The sequence below is a fragment of the Serratia sp. PAMC26656 genome (genome assembly GCF_016469055.2).
Classification (GTDB): Bacteria; Pseudomonadota; Gammaproteobacteria; order Enterobacterales; family Enterobacteriaceae; genus Serratia; species Serratia plymuthica.
In genome coordinates, this window is sequence record NZ_CP150486.1 from 3,859,123 (window position 1) to 3,879,632 (window position 20,510).

The 20,510-nt window shown below is 56.0% G+C and carries 16 protein-coding genes; 1 reads left to right on the top strand and 15 read right to left on the bottom strand.

Annotated features, from left to right (window positions below; all coding sequences use genetic code 11):
- Nucleotides 1-24: 24 nt before the first annotated feature.
- Complete coding sequence (locus JEM67_RS19175) at nucleotides 25-1,854, bottom strand: thiamine pyrophosphate-binding protein (protein ID WP_199636206.1); 1,830 nt, start codon at nucleotides 1,852-1,854, stop codon at nucleotides 25-27.
- 337 nt (nucleotides 1,855-2,191) lie between these two features.
- Between JEM67_RS19175 and JEM67_RS19180 the strand changes: the two genes are divergently transcribed.
- Nucleotides 2,192-3,067 (top strand): LysR family transcriptional regulator, encoded by an 876-nt coding sequence (locus JEM67_RS19180; protein WP_013813886.1) that lies wholly within the window; start codon nucleotides 2,192-2,194, stop codon nucleotides 3,065-3,067.
- A gap of 57 nt (nucleotides 3,068-3,124) precedes the next feature.
- Here JEM67_RS19180 and nuoN read toward each other — a convergent pair whose 3' ends face one another.
- From nuoN to lrhA, 14 genes are all read right to left on the bottom strand, one after another.
- A complete protein-coding gene (gene nuoN, locus JEM67_RS19185; RefSeq protein ID WP_013813887.1) occupies nucleotides 3,125-4,582 on the bottom strand; it encodes an NADH-quinone oxidoreductase subunit NuoN in 1,458 nt (485 codons plus the stop codon).
- A gap of 6 nt (nucleotides 4,583-4,588) precedes the next feature.
- The gene (nuoM, locus tag JEM67_RS19190) at nucleotides 4,589-6,118 is read right to left on the bottom strand and encodes an NADH-quinone oxidoreductase subunit M (protein WP_013813888.1); all 1,530 of its coding nucleotides are present in this window, start codon (nucleotides 6,116-6,118) and stop codon (nucleotides 4,589-4,591) included.
- A 185-nt stretch (nucleotides 6,119-6,303) separates the two neighbouring features.
- On the bottom strand, nucleotides 6,304-8,151 hold the full coding sequence (gene nuoL / locus JEM67_RS19195) for an NADH-quinone oxidoreductase subunit L (RefSeq protein ID WP_199636205.1): 1,848 nt from the start codon (nucleotides 8,149-8,151) through the stop codon (nucleotides 6,304-6,306).
- Nucleotides 8,148-8,450 (bottom strand): NADH-quinone oxidoreductase subunit NuoK, encoded by a 303-nt coding sequence (gene nuoK / locus JEM67_RS19200; protein ID WP_004947249.1) that lies wholly within the window; start codon nucleotides 8,448-8,450, stop codon nucleotides 8,148-8,150. The genes nuoL and nuoK overlap by 4 nt, the downstream gene beginning before the upstream one ends.
- A complete protein-coding gene (gene nuoJ, locus JEM67_RS19205) occupies nucleotides 8,447-9,007 on the bottom strand; it encodes an NADH-quinone oxidoreductase subunit J (RefSeq protein WP_199636204.1) in 561 nt (186 codons plus the stop codon). Before nuoJ ends, nuoK begins: the two co-directional genes overlap by 4 nt.
- Before the next feature lie 13 nt (nucleotides 9,008-9,020).
- On the bottom strand, nucleotides 9,021-9,563 hold the full coding sequence (gene nuoI / locus JEM67_RS19210; protein ID WP_004947256.1) for an NADH-quinone oxidoreductase subunit NuoI: 543 nt from the start codon (nucleotides 9,561-9,563) through the stop codon (nucleotides 9,021-9,023).
- Between the two features lie 14 nt (nucleotides 9,564-9,577).
- The gene (gene nuoH / locus JEM67_RS19215; RefSeq protein ID WP_013813891.1) at nucleotides 9,578-10,555 is read right to left on the bottom strand and encodes an NADH-quinone oxidoreductase subunit NuoH; all 978 of its coding nucleotides are present in this window, start codon (nucleotides 10,553-10,555) and stop codon (nucleotides 9,578-9,580) included.
- Nucleotides 10,552-13,290, bottom strand: coding sequence for an NADH-quinone oxidoreductase subunit NuoG (gene nuoG / locus JEM67_RS19220; RefSeq protein WP_199636203.1), 2,739 nt, complete (start codon nucleotides 13,288-13,290; stop codon nucleotides 10,552-10,554). The genes nuoH and nuoG overlap by 4 nt, the downstream gene beginning before the upstream one ends.
- Before the next feature lie 79 nt (nucleotides 13,291-13,369).
- Nucleotides 13,370-14,722 (bottom strand): NADH-quinone oxidoreductase subunit NuoF, encoded by a 1,353-nt coding sequence (gene nuoF, locus JEM67_RS19225; RefSeq protein WP_006317998.1) that lies wholly within the window; start codon nucleotides 14,720-14,722, stop codon nucleotides 13,370-13,372.
- Entirely contained in the window at nucleotides 14,719-15,270 is a 552-nt protein-coding gene (gene nuoE, locus JEM67_RS19230; protein ID WP_004947273.1) for an NADH-quinone oxidoreductase subunit NuoE, read from the bottom strand. The genes nuoF and nuoE overlap by 4 nt, the downstream gene beginning before the upstream one ends.
- Before the next feature lie 2 nt (nucleotides 15,271-15,272).
- Nucleotides 15,273-17,069 (bottom strand): NADH-quinone oxidoreductase subunit C/D, encoded by a 1,797-nt coding sequence (nuoC, locus tag JEM67_RS19235; RefSeq protein WP_004947275.1) that lies wholly within the window; start codon nucleotides 17,067-17,069, stop codon nucleotides 15,273-15,275.
- A gap of 96 nt (nucleotides 17,070-17,165) precedes the next feature.
- Entirely contained in the window at nucleotides 17,166-17,840 is a 675-nt protein-coding gene (locus JEM67_RS19240; protein WP_004947278.1) for a NuoB/complex I 20 kDa subunit family protein, read from the bottom strand.
- A gap of 29 nt (nucleotides 17,841-17,869) precedes the next feature.
- The gene (locus tag JEM67_RS19245) at nucleotides 17,870-18,307 is read right to left on the bottom strand and encodes an NADH-quinone oxidoreductase subunit A (RefSeq protein ID WP_004947282.1); all 438 of its coding nucleotides are present in this window, start codon (nucleotides 18,305-18,307) and stop codon (nucleotides 17,870-17,872) included.
- 710 nt (nucleotides 18,308-19,017) lie between these two features.
- Nucleotides 19,018-19,953: a transcriptional regulator LrhA gene (gene lrhA / locus JEM67_RS19250; protein ID WP_199636202.1), complete on the bottom strand. Its 936-nt coding sequence runs from the start codon at nucleotides 19,951-19,953 to the stop codon at nucleotides 19,018-19,020.
- Between the last annotated feature and the right edge of the window lie 557 nt (nucleotides 19,954-20,510).

Below are 20,510 nucleotides of genomic sequence, written 5' to 3' on the forward strand. Positions count from 1 at the left end.
AACGACGGCCTCAGGGACGCGCCCTTACAACCCTTTGATACGCTGTTCGTATTCTACGATGCTCTCGGCATAGTATCGATTGGGTGCGACATGATTTCCGACTATCACTTCGATCAGGAACGGGCCCTCATACTCGGCTGCGGCGGCCAGCGCCTCGTCCAGCTCCTCCAGCGTCGCCGCCTTCGCAGAGGCGACGCCCAGGCTGTTGGCGAAGGACTTCCAGTCGTGGCTCGGCAGAGCGGTGTAATCAGCCGATACGCCTCGGTTCTGAAGCGTGTCGATATGCATGGCACCGTGGGCGCTGTTGTTCATTACGACAAAGGTCATTTTGACCTGATAACGTGCGGCGGTCTGGATCTCGATGCCATGCATCAGCATGCAGCCGTCGCCGGTCACTACCACGCAATCGCGGTGCGGTGCCGCCAGTTTGATGCCAATACCGGCGCATATCGCCCAGCCCATCGGTGCCAGGGAGCTTGAGGTGTGGTAATCACCCCGCCCGCTGGCCAGCCAGTGGTGGGCCATAAAGATACGGTGCGCCCCGGAGTCAACCACCACGTTGGTGTCCTCGTCCATGCGGCTGCGGATGCGTTTGATGACATCACCGGGATACATGTTGGCTTCACCTGCGGCCTGCCGCGCCTGCAAGTCAGGCTGTTGCTGTTCAAGCGGCAATTGACGCACCTGGTCAAGCCAGCCATCGCGCAGCGCCTTGATACCGGCCAGGTGCGCGTCGTCGTCGCCGACCGCATCCAGCAGGTGTTGCACCCCACCGGTCAGGCTGGAGAAAATCTGCATGTCCGGCTGATAGTGCGAACTGACCTTGTCAAAATCTTCGTCAATCACCACCAACGTTTTGGTGCCGTGCAGCCGCGGGTTCCAGTTCAGGCTGTCACGCTGGCTAAGGTCGCATCCCAGCACCAGCAGTACGTCCACGTCATCGCCATTGATGGTTTCCACCGCACGAGTATGGCCGGCGAACCCATACAGGCCAAGCGCCAGCTCGTGCCCTTCAGGAAACGCCCCCTTGCCGGACAGCGTGGTGGCGACCGGCAGACGATACTTCTCCGCCAGGCGCAGCAGCAGTTCGGCATCCTGCGGGTTATTCATGCGGTTGCCCACCAGGCAGGCAACCTTCAAGCCGCGCAACAGGTAATCGTCCAGCACCTGATCCAAGCCTTGCTGGTCAATCGCCGCTTCGCGGCACTGTGGTGTGCGCTGCGGATCTGCAGCATGATTGCCGGCCACCGCTTTCTTTTGCATGTCGACCGGTACGCTTAAATAAGCGCGGCCTTTACGCTGGGTATTCAGGCAAGACAAACTGCGCCGCAGTTCATGCTGCAACGTCAGATTATTTTTCACTTCGATGGCGGCGGAAAGCAGAGGTTTGACGATAGTCAGCTCATCGATGCCGCTATTGCTGCCGTCCTGAAAAGCGCCCTGCGCTTCATGGTAGGTAGCGATGCCGCCGGCCAGGTACAGCACCGGGATCTTATCGGCCTGTGCTGCAGCCATCGCCGGCAGGAAATTCATGGTGCCCGGGCCGGAGATGCCGAGGCAAACGCCGAACTTGCGGCTGGCACGGGCGTAGCCATCGGCCATAAAACCGCAGGCAGTTTCATGAGCGCCGACGATGCCGGTAATGCCGGAATGTTCAATGGATTTAATTAGTGGGTACACGAGCTTGCCCGGTACCAGGAATATGTATTGAATACCGCGAGCTTCAAGACCCTGGATAATCACATCAGCGTTACTTCTCTCTACCGCTTTCGCGCCAGGCGTCGCAATAACCCTGATACCGTCCGCAGTTGCCAGGGCTACGGGGGTGTATAACTTCTCTGCGTGAGACTCCATTTTTCATGTCCAGTCGTGGTGGGCCAACCTGATTCAGAGTCAATCCCACCAGGCGGTTAGCCCACAGAGACAGGCTCTCATGCGCATCTGCTTACGCGTTAGGGTAACATTGATACAAAAATGTGCGCCAGATCACAGCATAAACGTTGATAAGCATAAAGATTGTTTAGTAAAAATAAAGATGCAAAACTGCTTCACGTTGATGCATTTATTCATATCCTGAAACATAATAAATAATTATGATACGTGGGCTTCATTTGCAGCCAAAACCAGAGCCAAAGCGGCTGCGCGAGAATGAACACTGATAAGACCGATAAGCCTGTACAAAGGAAATGGCATGATGAATTGGGATGACGCACGCTTCTTCCTGGCAGTAGCACGCTGCGGTACTTTACGAAAAGCCGCCAATGAACTACACGTCGACCAGGCCACTGTCGGCCGACGCATTACCGCGTTTGAAGAAAGCTTGGGATCGAAGCTGTTTATCCGCACGCCGAAATCATTTTCCCTCAGCCCGCTGGGCGAGGAAATGCTGGCGGACGTAATGAATATGGAAAACTCGGTGCAGGCAATTGGCCGCAAAGCCACCAGCGGCGACGACAGCCTGTGCGGTAACGTGCGCATCGCCACCACCGACACCATGGCCGAGGCCTTTGTCATTCCGGCGTTGAAGGATCTGCGTGAGCAGCACCCATTAATCACCGTCACACTGCTGACGGCGGTTAATATCTCCGATATTTCTTATCGCGGCGCGGATCTGGCGATCCGTGGCGCACGGCCCGATTCTGATGAGCTGATTATCAAGCGCATGGCGACCATCGAAATGGGGCTGTACGCGACGCAAGACTATCTCGATAAACACGGCCAGCCAACCAAAGGCGACCACCTGCGCGGCCACGATTTACTGATGTTTCCGCGCGAACTGGTGCCGCGCCACTGGAATAATTTCTGTGGCGAGGCGCTGATCGATCCCAACGTCGTTTTGCAATGCAATTCACAGTTGCTGCTGCGCTCGGCGACACGGAGCGGTTTGGGGATTGGTCTGCTGTCCTCCTTCCTGGCGGATAAGGATCCAGACCTGGTGCGCATCTTCCCGGAAAATAAGGACTGGGTGGATATCTGGCTGGTGCTGCACCCCGACCTGCAGCGCGCTGCGCGGGTGCGTGCCGTCGTGCAGGCGCTGGAAGCGTCGTTTAAAAATAACCCAGGCTGATCCCCCACCCCATAAAAAAGGTCGCCGAAGCGACCTTTTTTATTGCCTTGATGCCCATCAGAACATCGGCTGCGCCATCTGCACCAGCGTAATCAGCGGCTGTGGGTAGACACCCAACAGCAACACCAACGCAGCGGAGATCAGCACAACCACACCGCCCGCAGTCAACGCCCAGTTGTTCGGCGTATCGCGTTGCAGAGCTTCCGGCGCGCTGAGGAACAGGCTGACGGTCACACGCAGGTAGTAGTACAAACCGATGGCACTGCCCAGTACCACAGCACCGGTCAGCCACCACAGGTGAGCGCTGACGCCCATCGCGATAACGAAGAACTTACCGATAAAGCCCAGGGTCATCGGGATACCGGCCAGAGACAGCATCATCACCGTCATGACCGCGGACAGAATCGGCTTATGCCAGAACAGACCACGGTAGGAGAACAGTGAATCGGCGTCCGGGCCACGGTACGGGCTGGACATCAGGCTAACCACACCGAACGCGCCCAGGCTGCTGAACAGGTAACCGGCCAGGTAGACACCGGCGGTTTCCAGCGACAGTTGATGGGTTTGCACCGCAATCAGCGCCACCAGCAGATAACCCAGGTGGGCGATCGACGAGTAACCCAGCAGACGCTTGATGTTGGTCTGGCTGATAGCCATCAGGTTGCCGAACAGAATTGAACAGACGGCAATGATCGACAGCACCATACGCAGCGCTTCGCTGTCGGCGGCCGGGGCATACAGGAACAGACGCATCACTACGGCGAAGATCGCAATCTTGCTGGCAGTGGCCAGGAAGGTAGAGACCGGCGCAGGCGCCCCCTGATACACATCCGGCGTCCACAGTTGGAACGGCACCAGAGACAGCTTGAAGCCCAGACCCACAATCATCATGCCCATACCGGCCAGGATCAGCGGTTGGTGCATCATGTTTTCGTGCAGGCTCTTGCCCAGACCGGCCAACGACAGATCACCGGACTCGGCATACAGCAGCGCCATACCGAACAGCAGGAATGACGAAGCCGCAGCGGACAGCAGCATGTACTTGATAGCGGCTTCCAACGGACGCTTCTGGCGGTAGGCATAGCCCACCAGGCCGAACAGCGGCAGCGAGATCAGTTCAATACCGATGAACAGCGACGCCAGGTGGTTGGCACTCGCCAGCACAATGCCACCCAGCGTGGCAATCAGCACCAGCAGGTAGAACTCTTCGCGGTTGTCCGGGTAACCCACCAGCCATGGATAAGCGAAGGTACAGGTCGCCAGACTCGCCAGTATCACCAGCCCGGTATAGAACATCGAGTAGCCGTCAACCCGCAGCAGCGGGGTGACGTCCATTGGGCCTGCCTGGCCAACAAAATACAGCGAAAGCAGCGCCAGGTTTAGACCGATCACGGTCAGCGTGGCGTTGATAAAGTGGTCGCGTCGCCACGCAATGCCTAGCATCACAACCACCACCGTCAATCCGACGATCAACAGCGGTAGCAGTGCGATCAGTTGTTGAGGAGTTATTGTCATGGCGAATTACGGCCTTGTTGTTGAAATTGCTGAAACTGACGAACCAAACCAGTGTTGCACATTGCTCATCGCCGCATTAGACGTGTCCAGAATCGGCTGCGGGTAAACCCCCAGCAGAACCAGCAACACCACCAACAGCAGAATGATGAACAGTTCGCGCGCGGTCATGCCCGGCAACGGTTGCTCGGATTTAGCTTTGCCGTAGTAGGCGCGCTGCATCATGATCAACGAGTAAACCGAAGCAAACACCAGACCGAAGGTAGAAATCACGGTGATCACCGGCACCACCTGGAAGCTGCCGAACAGGATCATGAATTCGCCGACGAAGTTACCGGTACCCGGCATCCCCAAGGTAGCTACCGCGAAGAACAGCGACAGCGCAGGGATGTACTTGATACGCCCCCACAGGCCGCCCATCTCGCGCATGTCACGGGTATGCAGACGTTCGTACAACTGGCCGCAGATGATGAACATGCCGGCCGCAGACAGACCGTGCGCAATCATCTGAATCACCGCGCCCTGGTAAGCCAGTTGGCTGCCGGTGTAGATGGCGATCAGCACGAAGCCCATGTGCGATACCGAGGTGTAAGCGATCAGACGTTTAATGTCGGTCTGCGCGAACGCCATCCAGGCACCGTAGAAGATACCGACCACGCCCAGCCACATGGCGATTGGCGCAAACTCGTGCGAGGCTTCCGGGAACAGCGGCAGGCTGAAACGCAGCATGCCGTAGGCCGCCGTCTTCAGCAAGATCCCCGCCAGGTCAACGGAACCTGCGGTTGGCGCCTGGCTATGCGCATCAGGCAGCCAGCCGTGCAACGGCACCACCGGCATTTTCACCGCGAAGGCGATGAAGAAGCCCAGCATCAGCAGATATTGCACGTTGTGCGACATTGGCGTTTGCAGCAGGTCTTCGTAATCGAAGGTCCACACGCCGGTCGCATTGTAGTGCACGAACACCAGGCCCATAATCGCAATCAGCATCACCAGACCGCTGGCCTGGGTATAGATGAAGAATTTGGTAGCCGCAGTGATGCGGGTTTTACCGTCCGACGCCTTGTGACCCCACAGCGCAATCAGGAAGTACATCGGCACCAACATCATTTCCCAGAAGAAGAAGAACAGGAACATGTCGATGGCGAGGAACACGCCGATTACCCCACCCAGGATCCACAGCAGGTTCAGGTGGAAGAAGCCCTGGTATTTCTGGATTTCACGCCAGGAACAGAGGATGGCCAACACGCCCAGCAGGCCGGTCAGCACCACCATCAGCAGTGAAAGGCCGTCCAGCGCCAGGTGGATGGAAATGCCAAAGCGTGGGATCCACGGCAGCAGGAATTCAGACTGCCACTGCGGAATGCCTTTCGGCGTAGTCAATGTGTAGCCACCCTGCATCCACAGATACAGAGAAAGCGCCAATGTCAGCCCCATTGCGATCAACGCAATCCAGCGCGGCACCTTAGTACCGAAGCGCTCAAACTGCCAGCACAGCAGACCGCCAATAAAGGGGATAAGAATTAGCCAAGGTAATAGCATGGCGTTTTGTGTCCCTTATTCTACCGTTGTCTTTCACGCTGTAGCGTTGTTGGCTGCGGGCGTTTACCCCTGTCACTTACCTAAGTAAGCTCCAGGGGATGCTCGCACTTGCCGCCTAGCTACAACGCGAAATCCATACGGTATAAAACATTGTACATAGCACAGAGCTATGCCCGATAAATGCTTTAAATTATTATCAACAGCGCCAATACGACCACTGCACCCACACCCATAGACGCTATATACCAACGCACCTGACCGTTCTCGCTCACCGTCAGACCACGGTTCCCCCAGCGGGAGAAAATGGCCGGCAGGTTCATCATCGAGTTCAGCGGATCGCGCTGCAGCAGTTTCGCAATGCCCAGGTAAGGCTTGACGAAGACTTTGTCATACAGCCAATCGAAGCCCCAGGCATGGAACCACCAGGTCGAGAAGAAACGCCCCGGCGCGCTTTTAGCGATGCTGGTGACCAGGCTGCGTTTGCCCAACCACAGCGCTGCCGCCAGCAGGATACCGGCGATAGCCACCACGCCGGAGGTAATCTCCAGTTGCAGCACGCTACCGTGCGCCAGCTCGGTGGTGTCCGGCAGTACGCCCTGCAATGGCGGAACAATCATCGCGCCAACGAAGGTGGACAGCACCAGCAGAACCAACAGCGGCAGGTGGTGAGTGATGCCTTTACCGGCATGCGCTTTGATTTTCTCTTCGCCATGGAACACGATGAAAATCATACGGAAGGTGTAGAGCGAGGTCATGAACGCCCCGACCAGACCAGCAATCATCAGGTTGAGGTGACCGTTCGCCATCGCGCCCGCCAGGATCTCATCCTTACTGAAGAAGCCGGCAGTGATCAGCGGCAACGCCGACAGCGCAGCGCCACCCACCAGGAAGCAGACGTAAACCATCGGAATGCTCTTGCGCAGGCCGCCCATCTTGAAGATGTTCTGCTCGTGGTGGCAGGCCAGGATCACCGAACCGGAGGAGAGGAACAGCAGCGCCTTGAAGAACGCGTGGGTCATCAGGTGGAAGATCGCCGCATCCCACGCCTGCACGCCCAACGCCAGGAACATGTAGCCAATCTGGCTCATGGTGGAGTAAGCAAGCACGCGTTTGATGTCGGTCTGCACCAGCGCGGCAAAGCCGGCCAGCACCAGGGTCACAGCCCCGACGATACCCACCAGATGCAGCACTTCCGGCGCCATCAGGAACAGGCCGTGAGTACGGGCAATCAGGTAAACACCAGCGGTTACCATGGTCGCAGCGTGGATCAGCGCTGAAACCGGGGTTGGACCCGCCATTGCGTCAGCCAACCAGGTCTGCAACGGCAGCTGCGCCGATTTACCGACCGCGCCGCCCAGCAACATCAGGGTAGCCCAGGTGATGGCGGTATCGCCGACGGCCAGCTTTTGCGGCGCCAGGATCATCAGTTCACGGATATTCAGCGTGCCCAGCTCGTTGTAGAGAATGAACAGCGCGAACGCCAGGAACACGTCGCCGACGCGGGTCACGATGAAGGCTTTCATCGCCGCTGCACCGTTGGCCGGATCCTTGTAGTAGAAACCGATCAACAGGTAGCTGCACAGGCCCACGCCTTCCCAACCCAGGTACATCAGCAACAGGTTGTCTGCCAGTACCAGTATCACCATGCTGGCGATAAACAGGTTGGTGTAAGCGAAGAAGCGCGAATACCCCTCTTCACCGCGCATGTACCAGGAAGCGAACATGTGGATGAAGAAACCGACGCCGGTAACCACAGACAGCATGGTCAGCGACAGGCCGTCCAGCGTCAGCGTCACGCCGATATTGAAATTGCCGACGGTCATCCAGTTCCACAGGCTTTGCTCAAACAGCTGCACGCCAGTGGCTTTCTGGGCGAAGAAATCCATTGCCACATGCACCGTAACCAGCGCAGCCAGGCCGATAGAGCCTACCCCGACGGTCGCCGAGACGTTTTCAGACCAGCGGCCACGGGAAAATGCCAACAGCAGGAACCCGATCAGCGGTAGCAGAATAGTTAAATATAATAGGTTCATCCGCGCATCTCACTGACAGTATCGATATTCAGGGTATGACGACGACGGTAGAGCTGCAGCAGCAACGCCAGACCAATACTGGCCTCGGCAGCCGCCAGGCTGATCGCCAGGATATACATCACCTGCCCGTCCGGTTGGCCCCAATAGCTGCCCGCCACGATAAACGCCAAGGCTGCGGCGTTAATCATCACTTCCAGGCTGATCAACATAAACAGCAGGTTGCGACGGAGCGTCAGCCCGGTCAGGCCGAGCACGAACAGGATCGCCGCCAGGATCAGACCATGTTGAAGAGGGATCATGCTTGCTCCTCCGATTTTCTTCTCGCCATTTCGCTACTGGCCGGGGCGTTGCTCAACACTTCGCCCGGTTTGTGCTCGCGGCCAATGTGGAAGGCAACAACCAGACCTGCCAACAGCAGCATTGAAGCCAGTTCAACCGCCAGAACGTAAGGACCGAACAGGCTGATCCCCACGGCTTTAGCGTCAACCATATCACCGCTGATACCCTGATCGGACAGGCTGCGGATAGCGACAATCAGTACCACCAGCAGCGCCAGCGACATCAGACCAGGCCCGATCCACACCGACGGCTTCAGCCACTCGCGCTCCTGCTGCTGCACCGCGTTGCCGAGGTTCAGCATCATCACCACGAACACGAACAGCACCATGATGGCACCGGCGTAAACGATGATTTCCAGCGCGGCGGCAAAGTACGCGCCGAGTGAGAAAAAGACTGCAGAGATCGCCAGTAACGAGACGATCAGATACAGCAACGCATGCACAGGATTGGTATGCGAGATCACGCGAATCGTCGCGACAATCGCAATCAAACCTGCCAGATAAAAGGCAATTTCCATGCTTGCTGGCTCCTTAAGGCAACAGACCTTTGACGTCGATCGGTTTGGCTTCGTTTTCGGCTTCGCCCTTGGCTTTGCCGTCAATCGCCATACCGGCCATCCGGTAGAAGTTATATTCCGGATATTTACCCGGCCCCGAGATCAACAGATCTTCTTTTTCGTACACCAGATCCTGGCGCTTGAACTCACCCATTTCGAAATCCGGCGTCAGCTGGATTGCGGTGGTCGGGCAAGCTTCTTCGCACAGGCCGCAGAAAATGCAGCGCGAGAAGTTGATGCGGAAGAACTCCGGATACCAACGGCCGTCTTTCTGTTCTGCTTTTTGCAGCGAGATACAGCCAACCGGGCAGGCAACCGCACACAGGTTACAGGCCACGCAACGCTCTTCGCCGTCCGGATCGCGCGTCAGCACGATGCGGCCACGGTAGCGCGGCGGCAGGTAAACCGGTTCTTCCGGATACATCTGGGTTTCGCGCTTGGCGAAGGCGTGCAGGCCTATCATCCAAATGCTGCGCACCTGGGTGCCGAAACCAACCAATAACTCTTTCAATGTCATGGTTTATTCACCCCTTATTGAGCGTTGTACAAAATGACTGCGGCAGTCGCCAGCAGGTTCAGCAGCGTCAGCGGCAGGCACACTTTCCAGCCGAAAGACATCACTTGGTCATAGCGCGGACGTGGCAGAGCAGCACGAATCAGAATGAACATCATCATGAAGAAAGCCGTTTTCAGCGCGAACCAGATGAATGGCGGCAGGAACGGACCCTGCCAGCCGCCGAAGAACAACGTCACAATCAGGGCGGAAACGGTGACGATACCGATATATTCACCCACGAAGAACAGACCGAACTTCATGCCGGAATATTCAATGTGGTAGCCGTCAGCCAGTTCCTGCTCGGCTTCCGGTTGGTCAAACGGATGGCGGTGACACACCGCAACCCCGGCAATCGCAAAGGTAATAAAACCAAAGAATTGCGGAATGACGTTCCAGACGTGAGCCTGCGATTCAACGATGGCCTGCATGTTGAACGAATCAGCCTGCATCACAACGCCCATCAGCGAAAGGCCGAGAAACACTTCGTAGCTCAGGGTTTGCGCAGAAGCACGCATCGCCCCCAACAGCGAGTATTTGTTGTTGCTCGACCAGCCGGCGAACAGCACGGCGTAAACCGCCAGGCCGGCCATCATCAGGAAGAACAGAATACCGATGTTGAGGTCGGACACCGCCCAGGTCGGGCTGACCGGGACGATGGCAAATGCCAGCAACAGGGAAGTAAAGGCGATCATCGGCGCCAGGGTGAAGATCACCCGGTCGGAGAATTTCGGTACCCAGTCTTCCTTGAAGAACATTTTGATCATGTCGGCGACCAGCTGCAACGAGCCGCCCCAGCCGACACGGTTCGGTCCATAACGGTTCTGGAACAGGCCGAGCAGACGGCGTTCGCCGAAGCTCATGAATGCCCCACAGCTCACTACGACCAGCAGGATCACTACCGCTTTAAGAATGGAGATCAGAATGTCGATCACCTCAGGGGTAAACCAGCTCATCGTGTTGCCTCCCGCAGATTTTCAACCGTTGCACCCACCAGCACCGGTGGGATCCCTGGCAAGCCAAGCGGCAAACCAACCTGGCCCTGGGTCAGAGTTTCACTCAGACGCACCGGCAGACGAAGCTGCTGGCCCGCACAGCTGAACTCCACCAGCGCACCGGCATTAACGCCAAGCGCAGCGGCATCGGCCGGGTTCACCATCACATAAGCTTCTGGCATACGCTGCTGGATCACACCGGAACGCTGTGACATTTCATCACTGCCGAACAGGTGGTAATACGGCGCGACACGCCAGCCTTCCGCATGATTAAAGGCGGCAGGCACGTTGGTGAAGTAACCCAGGTTACCCTCCCCTGCTTCGATCAGGCGGATACCCGGATCGCCATGACGCAGCTTGCCGCCCACTTCGGCCTGGAATTTGTTCCATGCCTGCGGTGAGTTCCAGCCTGGCGCCCAGGCGAACGGGATCTGCTGACGATCGGCCAGCGGGCTGTTGTTCCCTTCCATTGAGAAGGCAAACATGGTGTCTTTATCCTGCGGCTGACGCGGTTCGTGCACGCTGATGTTGGCGCGCATGGCGGTGCGGCCACTGGAGCGAATTGGAGAACGGGCCAGCTTCTGGCCGCGAATGCGGAAACTCGCATCCGGCGCCGCCTCCACAATGCCCTGCAACTGCGGCAGCGCCGTGACGCAGGCTGCGATCACGTCGTCGAGCTGCGTCCAATCCACGTGGCGACTGGTGTAGGTGGAGTGCAGCGAGTGCATCCAGCGCCAGCTTTCCAGCATCACGGTGTAAACGTCTTTCTTCGCATCGTCGTAGTAAGCCGGATCGTAAACCTGGAAGAAGCGCTGCGCGCGGCCTTCCTGGTTGACCAACGTACCGTCGCTTTCAGCGAAGCTGGCCGCTGACAGGATAAGGTTGGCCTTATCCATGATCGCGGTGCGCTGGTGATCGGCCACGATCAGGTTGCTGACCTTCGCCAGTGCAGCGTCCACTTTCGCCGCCGGTGCGTGACGGTAAAGATCGTTTTCCATCACGATAGCGGTGTCGGCTTCGCCGCTTTCCAGCTTCGCCAACGCTTCATCGAGCGAACCGCCGCCGATCATCGACAGACCGACGCTGTTGGCGGCGCTGGCGACGAAAGTAATGCCAACGTCAGAACCGCGATCCTTCAGCGCCTTGGCGATGTTGGCCGCCGCTTCGATGATGGCTTCGCTGCCGGCGTTGCTGCCGGTAACGATCAGCGGTTTGCGCGCGTCGGTCAGTGCCTGCACGATGATGTCGACTTTCTTGTTTAGGTCGGCAGCCAAATCGCTGACCGCCGGCGCTGCGTTGTCCAGCGCATGGGCAATGGCAAAGCCAAAGCGAGCCTGATCGTCCACCGGCGCGCGGTAGTTCCACGCCGCGATGTCGTCCAGACGGGTGTTATCCACGTTGGTAACGAACAGCGGGTGTTTGGCGCGTTGGCCGATGTTTTGTATTGCCGCAATCTGCCAGTCGGCAACGCGCTGTGCCGCAGCCATCGCACGTGCCTTGCCCTTCACAGCCTGGCGAACCGACAGCGCGATGCGTGCGCCGGTCTGGGTCAAATCTTCACCCAGAACCAGAACGGCATCGTAGTCTTCGATTTCGCGCAGTGCCGGGGTATAAACGCCGCTGTTTTGCAGCACGTTCAGCATCAGGTTCAGGCGTGCCTGCTCAGACTGGGCAATACCGGTGTAGAAATTCTCGGCGCCAACCAGTTCACGCAGCGCAAAGTTGCTTTCCAGGCTGGCGCGTGGCGAGCCGATACCGATGGTTTTCTTTGCCTGACGCAGAATGTCCGCCGCGCCCTGCATCGCCTGTTCGGCGTTCAGGGTGATCCAGTCATTGCCGCGCAGTTGCTGCGGCTGACGCGGACGATCTTTCTGGTTCACGTAGCCATAGCCAAAGCGGCCGCGGTCACACAGGAAATAGTGGTTCACGCTGCCGTTGTAGCGGTTTTCGATACGACGCAGTTCGCCATAGCGCTCGCCCGGGCTGGTGTTACAGCCGATGCTGCACTGCTGACAGATGCTTGGCGCAAACTGCATATCCCACTTACGGTTATACCGCTCGGAGTGAGTTTTGTCGGTGAACACGCCAGTCGGACACACTTCCACCAGGTTACCGGAGAACTCGCTTTCCAGCGTGCCGCTTTCCGTACGCCCGAAGTAGACGTTGTCGTGCGCGCCGTACACGCCGAAATCGGTGCCATCCGCGTAATCTTTGTAGTAGCGCACGCAACGGTAACAGGCGATACAGCGGTTCATCTCATGCGAGATAAACGGCCCCAGCTCCTGATTGTTGTGGGTACGCTTACTGAAACGGTATTTACGGAAGCTGTGGCCGGTCATTACTGTCATATCCTGCAGGTGACAGTTACCGCCTTCTTCACATACCGGACAGTCGTGCGGGTGGTTGGTCATCAACCACTCGACCACGCTTTCGCGGAACTGTTTGGCTTCGGAATCGTCGATGGAAATAAAGGTTCCATCCGATGCCGGTGTCATACAAGACATCACCAAACGGCCACGCGTATCTTCCGCGTTTTGGTATTGCTTTACCGCACATTGGCGGCAAGCGCCGACGCTTCCCAGCGCCGGATGCCAGCAAAAGTAAGGAATATCGAGCCCGAGGGAGAGACAAGCCTGCAGCAGGTTGTCAGCGCCATCTACGTCGTATTCTTTGCCGTCTACATGAATCGTAGCCATAGTCAGCATGCTTCCAAGTGGCCTGCCTTACGGCAGGCGTTAATCAAAAATTCTGGCCGTGTTGTCGGAACGAGCCGGCTTACCAGCGTTGCTTCAGCAGATTGTTCGGCTGGATGCCGCCAATCGCATGCGCGTTGCTGAAGTGCTTAACGGCTATGCCTGCTTCAAACTCTTCACGGAAATATTTAATCGCGCTTTGCAGTGGCTCTACGGCACCTGGCGCATGAGCGCAGAAGGTTTTACCTGGGCCAAGGGAACGGCACAGCTGCTCGAGGGTTTCGATATCCCCCGGCTGCCCTTCGCCATTCTCCAGCGCGCGCAGGATCTTCACGCTCCACGGCAGGCCATCGCGGCACGGCGTACACCAGCCGCAAGACTCGCGTGAGAAGAACTCTTCCAGGTTACGCACCAGCGGAACCATGCCGATTTCGTGATCCACCGCCATCGCCAGCGCGGTGCCGAGACGGCTGCCGGCTTTGCCGATGCTCTCGAAATCCATCGGCAGATCGAGGTGATCGGCGGTCAAAAAGTCAGTGCCCGCGCCGCCTGGCTGCCAGGCTTTAAAGCGCAGACCGTCACGCATGCCGCCGGCGTAATCTTCCAGAATTTCACGCGCGGTGATGCCAAACGGCAGTTCCCAAACGCCTGGGTTTTTCACCCGGCCCGAGAAGCCCATCAGCTTGGTGCCGGCATCCTTGCTTTTGCCACCGTTGATCCCCTGGTACCACTCAATGCCGTTCGCCAGGATTGCCGGAACGTTGCAGAGGGTTTCTACGTTGTTTACGCAGGTTGGCTTGCCCCAGACGCCGGAGGAAGCCGGGAAAGGCGGTTTGGAACGCGGGTTGGCACGACGGCCTTCCAGCGAGTTGATCAGAGCGGTTTCTTCGCCGCAGATGTAGCGGCCGGCGCCGGTATGGACGATCAGCTCGAAATCGAAGCCGCTGCCCATGATGTTTTTGCCCAGCAGGCCCGCTTCGGTCGCTTCAGCGATGGCGCGACGCAGATGCACCGCCGCCTCGATATATTCGCCACGCAGGAAGATGTAGCCGCGATAGGCTTTCAGCGCGAATGCGGAGATCAACATGCCTTCCACCAGCAGGTGCGGCAGTTGCTCCATCAGCAAGCGGTCTTTATAGGTGCCCGGCTCCATTTCATCGGCGTTACACAGCAGGTAACGGATGTTCATGGATTCGTCTTTCGGCATCAGGCTCCACTTCAAACCGGTGGAGAAACCTGCGCCGCCACGGCCTTTCAGCCCGGCGTCTTTCACCAGGTTGACGATCTCGTCCGGGGCCAAGCCCTTGATGGCTTTCTCGGCGCCTGCATAACCGTTTTTGCTGCGGTATTCATCCAGCCAGACCGGCTGTTTGTCATCGCGCAGCCGCCAGGTCAGCGGGTGCATTTCGGGAGTGCGTACAATGTCTTTAATCATTGATACTGCTCCAGTAGCGTCTCGATATCTTCAGGCTTCAGCTGACTGTGAGTATCCTCATCAATCATCATGGTTGGCCCTTTATCGCAGTTGCCCAGGCAACAGGTCGGCAGCAGAGTGAAGCGACCATCAAAGGTGGTTTGACCCGGTTTGATGCTCAGTTTTTTCTCGATGGCGGCCTGAATGCCCTGGTACCCGGTGATGTGGCAGACAACGCTGTCACAATAACGGATCACGTGACGCCCTACTGGCTGACGGAAAATCTGGCTGTAGAACGTGGCCACGCCTTCTACGTCGCTGGCAGGAATGCCCAGCACTTCCGCGATGGCGTAAATCGCACCGTCCGGAACCCAACCGCGCTGCTTCTGCACAATTTTCAGTGCTTCGATGGAGGCTGCGCGTGGATCCTCGTAATGGTGCTTTTCGTGCTCGATCGCATCACGTTCTTCCGCGCTCAGTACAAATGCATCAGCGCCGCTCTGGGGAGCGGCTGCATTGATTGGCTCAAGCGCATCGTTGACTGCGTGATTGTCTTTTTGATCATGCATAGTTAGCGGTCCACATCTGACATTACAAAATCGATACTACCCAGATAGACGATCAGGTCGGAGACCAGGCTGCCACGGATTACCGCAGGGATTTGCTGCAGGTGAGCAAAACTTGGCGTACGTACCCGGGTGCGGTAGCTCATGGTGCTGCCGTCGCTGGTCAGGTAGTAGCTGTTGATCCCTTTAGTGGCTTCAATCATCTGGAATGATTCGTTGGCTGGCATCACCGGGCCCCAAGAAACCTGCAGGAAGTGGGTGATCAGCGTTTCAATATGCTGCAGCGTGCGCTCTTTCGGCGGCGGCGTGGTCAGCGGGTGATCGGCCTTGAACGGGCCTTCCGGCATGTTGTTCAGGCACTGTTCGAGGATGCGCAGGCTCTGGCGCAACTCTTCCACCTTCAACATTACGCGGGTGTAGCAGTCGCTGTTGCCGTCGCCGACCGGGATTTCGAAGTCGAAATTCTCATAGCCGGAATACGGGCGCCATTTGCGCACGTCAAACTCGATGCCGGTGGCACGCAGGCCGGCGCCGGTCACGCCCCATTCCAGCGCTTCTTTGGCATTGTAAGACGCAACGCCGACAGAACGGCCCTTCAGGATGCTGTTCTTCAGCGCGGCCTTGACGTAAGAATCCAGACGTTTCGGCATCCACTCGAGGAACTCACGCAGCAGGCGATCCCAACCGCGCGGCAGATCATGCGCGACGCCGCCGATGCGGAACCAGGCCGGGTGCATACGGAAACCGGTGATCGCTTCAACCAGATCGTAGATTTTCTGGCGGTCGGTAAAGGCGAAGAACACCGGGGTCATTGCGCCGACGTCCTGAATGAAGGTACTGATGTACAACAGGTGGCTGTTGATGCGGAACAGTTCAGACAGCATTACGCGGATGGTATCAACGCGATCCGGTACCTTGATCCCGGCCAGTTTCTCAACTGCCAGCACGTAAGGCATTTCGTTTACGCAGCCACCAAGGTATTCGATGCGGTCGGTGTACGGAATGTAGCTGTGCCAGGACTGGCGTTCGCCCATTTTCTCGGCGCCGCGGTGGTGATAACCGATATCCGGCACGCAGTCGACGATCTCTTCGCCGTCCAGCTGCAGAATAATACGGAACGCACCGTGCGCAGACGGGTGGTTCGGACCGAGGTTGAGGAACATAAAGTCCTCGTTTTCGGTGCCGCGTTTCATGCCCCACTCTTCTGGTTTGAAAGTCAGCGACTCCATTTCCAGATCTTCTTTCTGTTTGGTCAACACAAAGGGATCGAACTCGGTGGCGCGTGCCGGATAATCTTTACGCAGTGGGTGGCCTTCCCAGGTCTGCGGCATCATGATGCGCGTCAGGTGCGGGTGACCGTCGAAGGTAATACCGAACATTTCCCAGGTTTCACGCTCATACCAGTTGGCATTCGGGAATACCTTGGTCGCCGTGGGCACGTGCAGGTCTTTTTCAGACAGCGCCACTTTCAGCATGATGTCGCGGTTACGTTCGATGGAAATCAGATGGTAGAAAACAGAAAAATCCGCGGCAGGCAAACCATCGCGGTGGGTGCGAAGACGCTCGTCTACGCCATGCAGATCGAACAGCATGACATAAGGCTTCGGCTGTTTTCTCAGGAACGTCATTACTTCCAGTAACTGGTCAGGTTTAACCCATACCACGGGCATTCCGGTACGGGTGGGCTGAACAGTAAAGGCTTCCGGCCCAAAGCGGTTGCGCAGTTCGCCAATCACCGGATCGTCTTGGTGATCCCTGGTTTGCCATGATGGCAAGGCGTCGTGCGTCGTTGAATCTGTCATAATTTTTTTTCACCACACTAAAGGGTTATTTCGCCGCAAGTTCACTTTTCGCTGTGTTAACCAATAGCGCACTAAGATGGACGTTAAATGAACGTCTTAAATCTCGTCAGGCGTCCGAAGGTTGGTCACCGCGATACGCTCGCCGTGTTTACGCTCTCTTTCAGACTGCATGTTGGCGCGGTACACGCCCTGATCGCCGACAACCCATGACAACGGACGACGTTCCTTACCAATGGATTCCTGCAACAGCATCAGCGCTTGCATGTAGGCTTCCGGGCGCGGTGGGCAACCAGGAATGTACACGTCGACAGGCAGGAACTTGTCCACGCCCTGCACGACGGAATAGATATCGTACATGCCGCCGGAGTTGGCGCAGGCGCCCATCGAAATAACCCATTTTGGTTCCAGCATCTGTTCGTACAGGCGCTGAATAACCGGGGCCATCTTGGTGAAGCAAGTACCGGCCACGACCATCAGGTCAGCCTGGCGTGGCGATGCACGCAATACTTCGGCACCGAAGCGCGCCACGTCGTGAACGGCGGTAAACGACGTCACCATCTCTACGTAACAGCACGAAAGGCCGAAGTTGTATGGCCAAATAGAGTTCTTACGCCCCCAGTTCACCATGTCATGCAGCGCATGCTCGAGTTTACCCATGTAAACCGTGCGGTGAACCTGTTGGTCCAGGGGATCGGCGACGATCTCCTGTTTTTGCAGGGGGTAACGGTCATTCTCACCGTTCGGGTCTATGCGGGTGAGCGTATAGTCCATCTTAATGCCTCGTTTTTAACCACAAATGACTACTGCGGATGACGGTTGGTGTTAGTGATTGTGCCTGGTTTACTGAGACGTTTGGAACGCGACGGCGTCCAATCCAATGCGCCGATACGCACCAGATAAACCAAACCTGCCAATAGCACCAAAATGAAAATGGCGGCTTCGATAAAGCCCACCCAACCACTCTCGCGAACGGAGACCGACCAGGCATACAGGTACAAGGCTTCAACATCGAAAATGACGAAGAACATGGCGACCAGGTAGAACTTGGCGGACAGACGCATACGCGCCGTACCGACCGAGTCGATCCCGGATTCAAACGGGGTGTGTTTCGCGCGCGCGCGGGCTCTCCCGCCCAGGAAAAACGCACCCAGCAGCATGAGGCCGCAAAGCCCGATAGCCATGACAAGAAATACGGCGAACGCCCAGTGATGAGCGATAACTTCAGTGGTAGTTGACATACTCTATGCTTACTCATCAAAAGTGGCGTCGATCGCACTGCTCTTGTAACTGGCAGTTAGTGCACCACATCGATTTAAGGGAAGGATAAATTAACCACACAAACAAACTGCTTTTACAGAGAGTTAGGCAGCGTTTTACTGTGGGCTTTTTACTCCTTTCTATAACCTTTTGTCAACTTTGACAAAAGTATCTACACACTAGTTTACATACCCATCATTTAATTAACATTTGATGCGACTGGCTTAGGCTAAATCGTGTCAGTCAATTGCCGTGTAGAAACAGATAGATATAAACCAACATGCTTATTTCAGTTTTACTATACCATTGTCTCAGGAATCTCCTGTTCTTCCACTCACTACCTAGGGGTATTTTTTTGATCCAGGACACGTTTTCAGCATAATTCCTCAAAAAAAGTGTGGGCCTTTAACAAATTTTGTCAAATTCAGACGTAAAAACATCCGCAATAAATTACCAAAATAACCATATTAATTCCAGGCCTTTACGCGCATTCCTTTAAGTTCAAAAAACAAGCAAAACCATTTATTCCTCACCTGATAACGGTTCTCATTACCGAAAGTAGTTAAACAAACAGCCACTTCGATAAACAAATCCACTCTAACCTTCATAAAGTCAATTTTTCCGAAATTACGGCCAAAAAAAACCTCCACCGAAGCAGAGGTTTTAACGTGCAGCTTAACGCGCCGGGAGATTATTCCTCGCCGTCGGCCAGGCAAGTATCATCCTGCTGGGATGAACTCGCTCCATTGAAGCTGTAACTGTCGTTGCCGTTTTGTACGGCGCTGAAAATCGCCATCGCCAGTTCGTTGCCACACTGCGTGTCCTTGCACAGGGCATATTGGGTGTCTGGCAATGGCGGTAAACCTTCTACCGCACCCAGCACCCGCAAGTCAGGGCTCATCATCTCGATAGGCCGGACCGTGATCCCCAAGCCGGCCTTGCAGGCAGCGCGAACGGCTGAAAGCGTCGAGGCCACATAAGCGATGCGCCATGGGATCCCGGCATCATCCAGGTGTTTGATCGCCATCGAGCGGAACGGGCTGGGTTCGTCCATCACCACCAATGGGATCGGCTCACCGGCCTGATAACGGTAATCTGCAGAGCAATACCACAGGGTCGGCGAAGTGCGCAGCACAATGTGCGGATGCCCCTCGGTTTCCACCGTCGTAATCGCCAGATCGACTTCGCCGTTTTCCAGCATATCGAGCATGAACGGGCTGCGTTTCACCCGCACATCAATCGCCAGCTTAGGATAAACCGACGTGACGCGGTTAAGCAGGAAAGGCAGGATGGTATCGGCGGTATCATCAGAAGCGCCGATAGTCAAAACACCTTTTATATTGTTGTACATCAGAGAGGCACAGGCTTCGTCGTTGAAGCGCAGGATTTTCCTGGCGTAACCGAGAAGCTGAATACCGTGTTCGGTCAATAATTTGTTGCGCCCGTGACGGGCAAACAACTCTTTGTCAACCAGTTGCTCTAACCGCTGCATTTGTTGACTGACGGCTGATTGGGTACGACAAACGGCTACTGCCGCCGCCGCAAAGGTGTTCAAATCAGCAACAGCCACAAAGGTTCTTAGCAGATCGAGGTCGAGATTAAGTATCGGACGATTTGCAGTTGTCATAGTGTTTTCTTCACTTTTTGAATTCTAATTTACAAACTACCCTGGTGTGTTTCTAAGACATCGTTTTAAAGGGACGATGCCTGACATGACAGTACCCCACTCATTAGTGGAGGGCAAAAAAATTACTTATATTTCGTTACCTCTATCGCCTTTTAAAATGCGATCTATCTCGGATGCTTATAGAACGCTGTGCTTTATTACTAGTGAAAGTGTTTAATTTTTACCGAACCAAAGATTTTACTCATTCACAATGCTGGATTGCCACACCAATCGTGCTGCGCGACTTCCGCGAACTGATAGGCTTTAGCTCCCCTATCTTCGAGAAGAAGTAAGTTATTTACTGCGTTGCGCAGGCCCATCTATTGATGATTTTAATAAATTCAATTAGTAACATTTTCCACGTGAATAATATGGGAACAATTAGTTAAATTTTACTTAAGAAAGAGACTGAAATATTACTAATGTAATATCACCATATTACTCAGTTTGGGTTGCCGATTGACAACCCGCTATCAGACTACTCCGGTATTATCATTTCTTTACAGTTTATCCGGGTA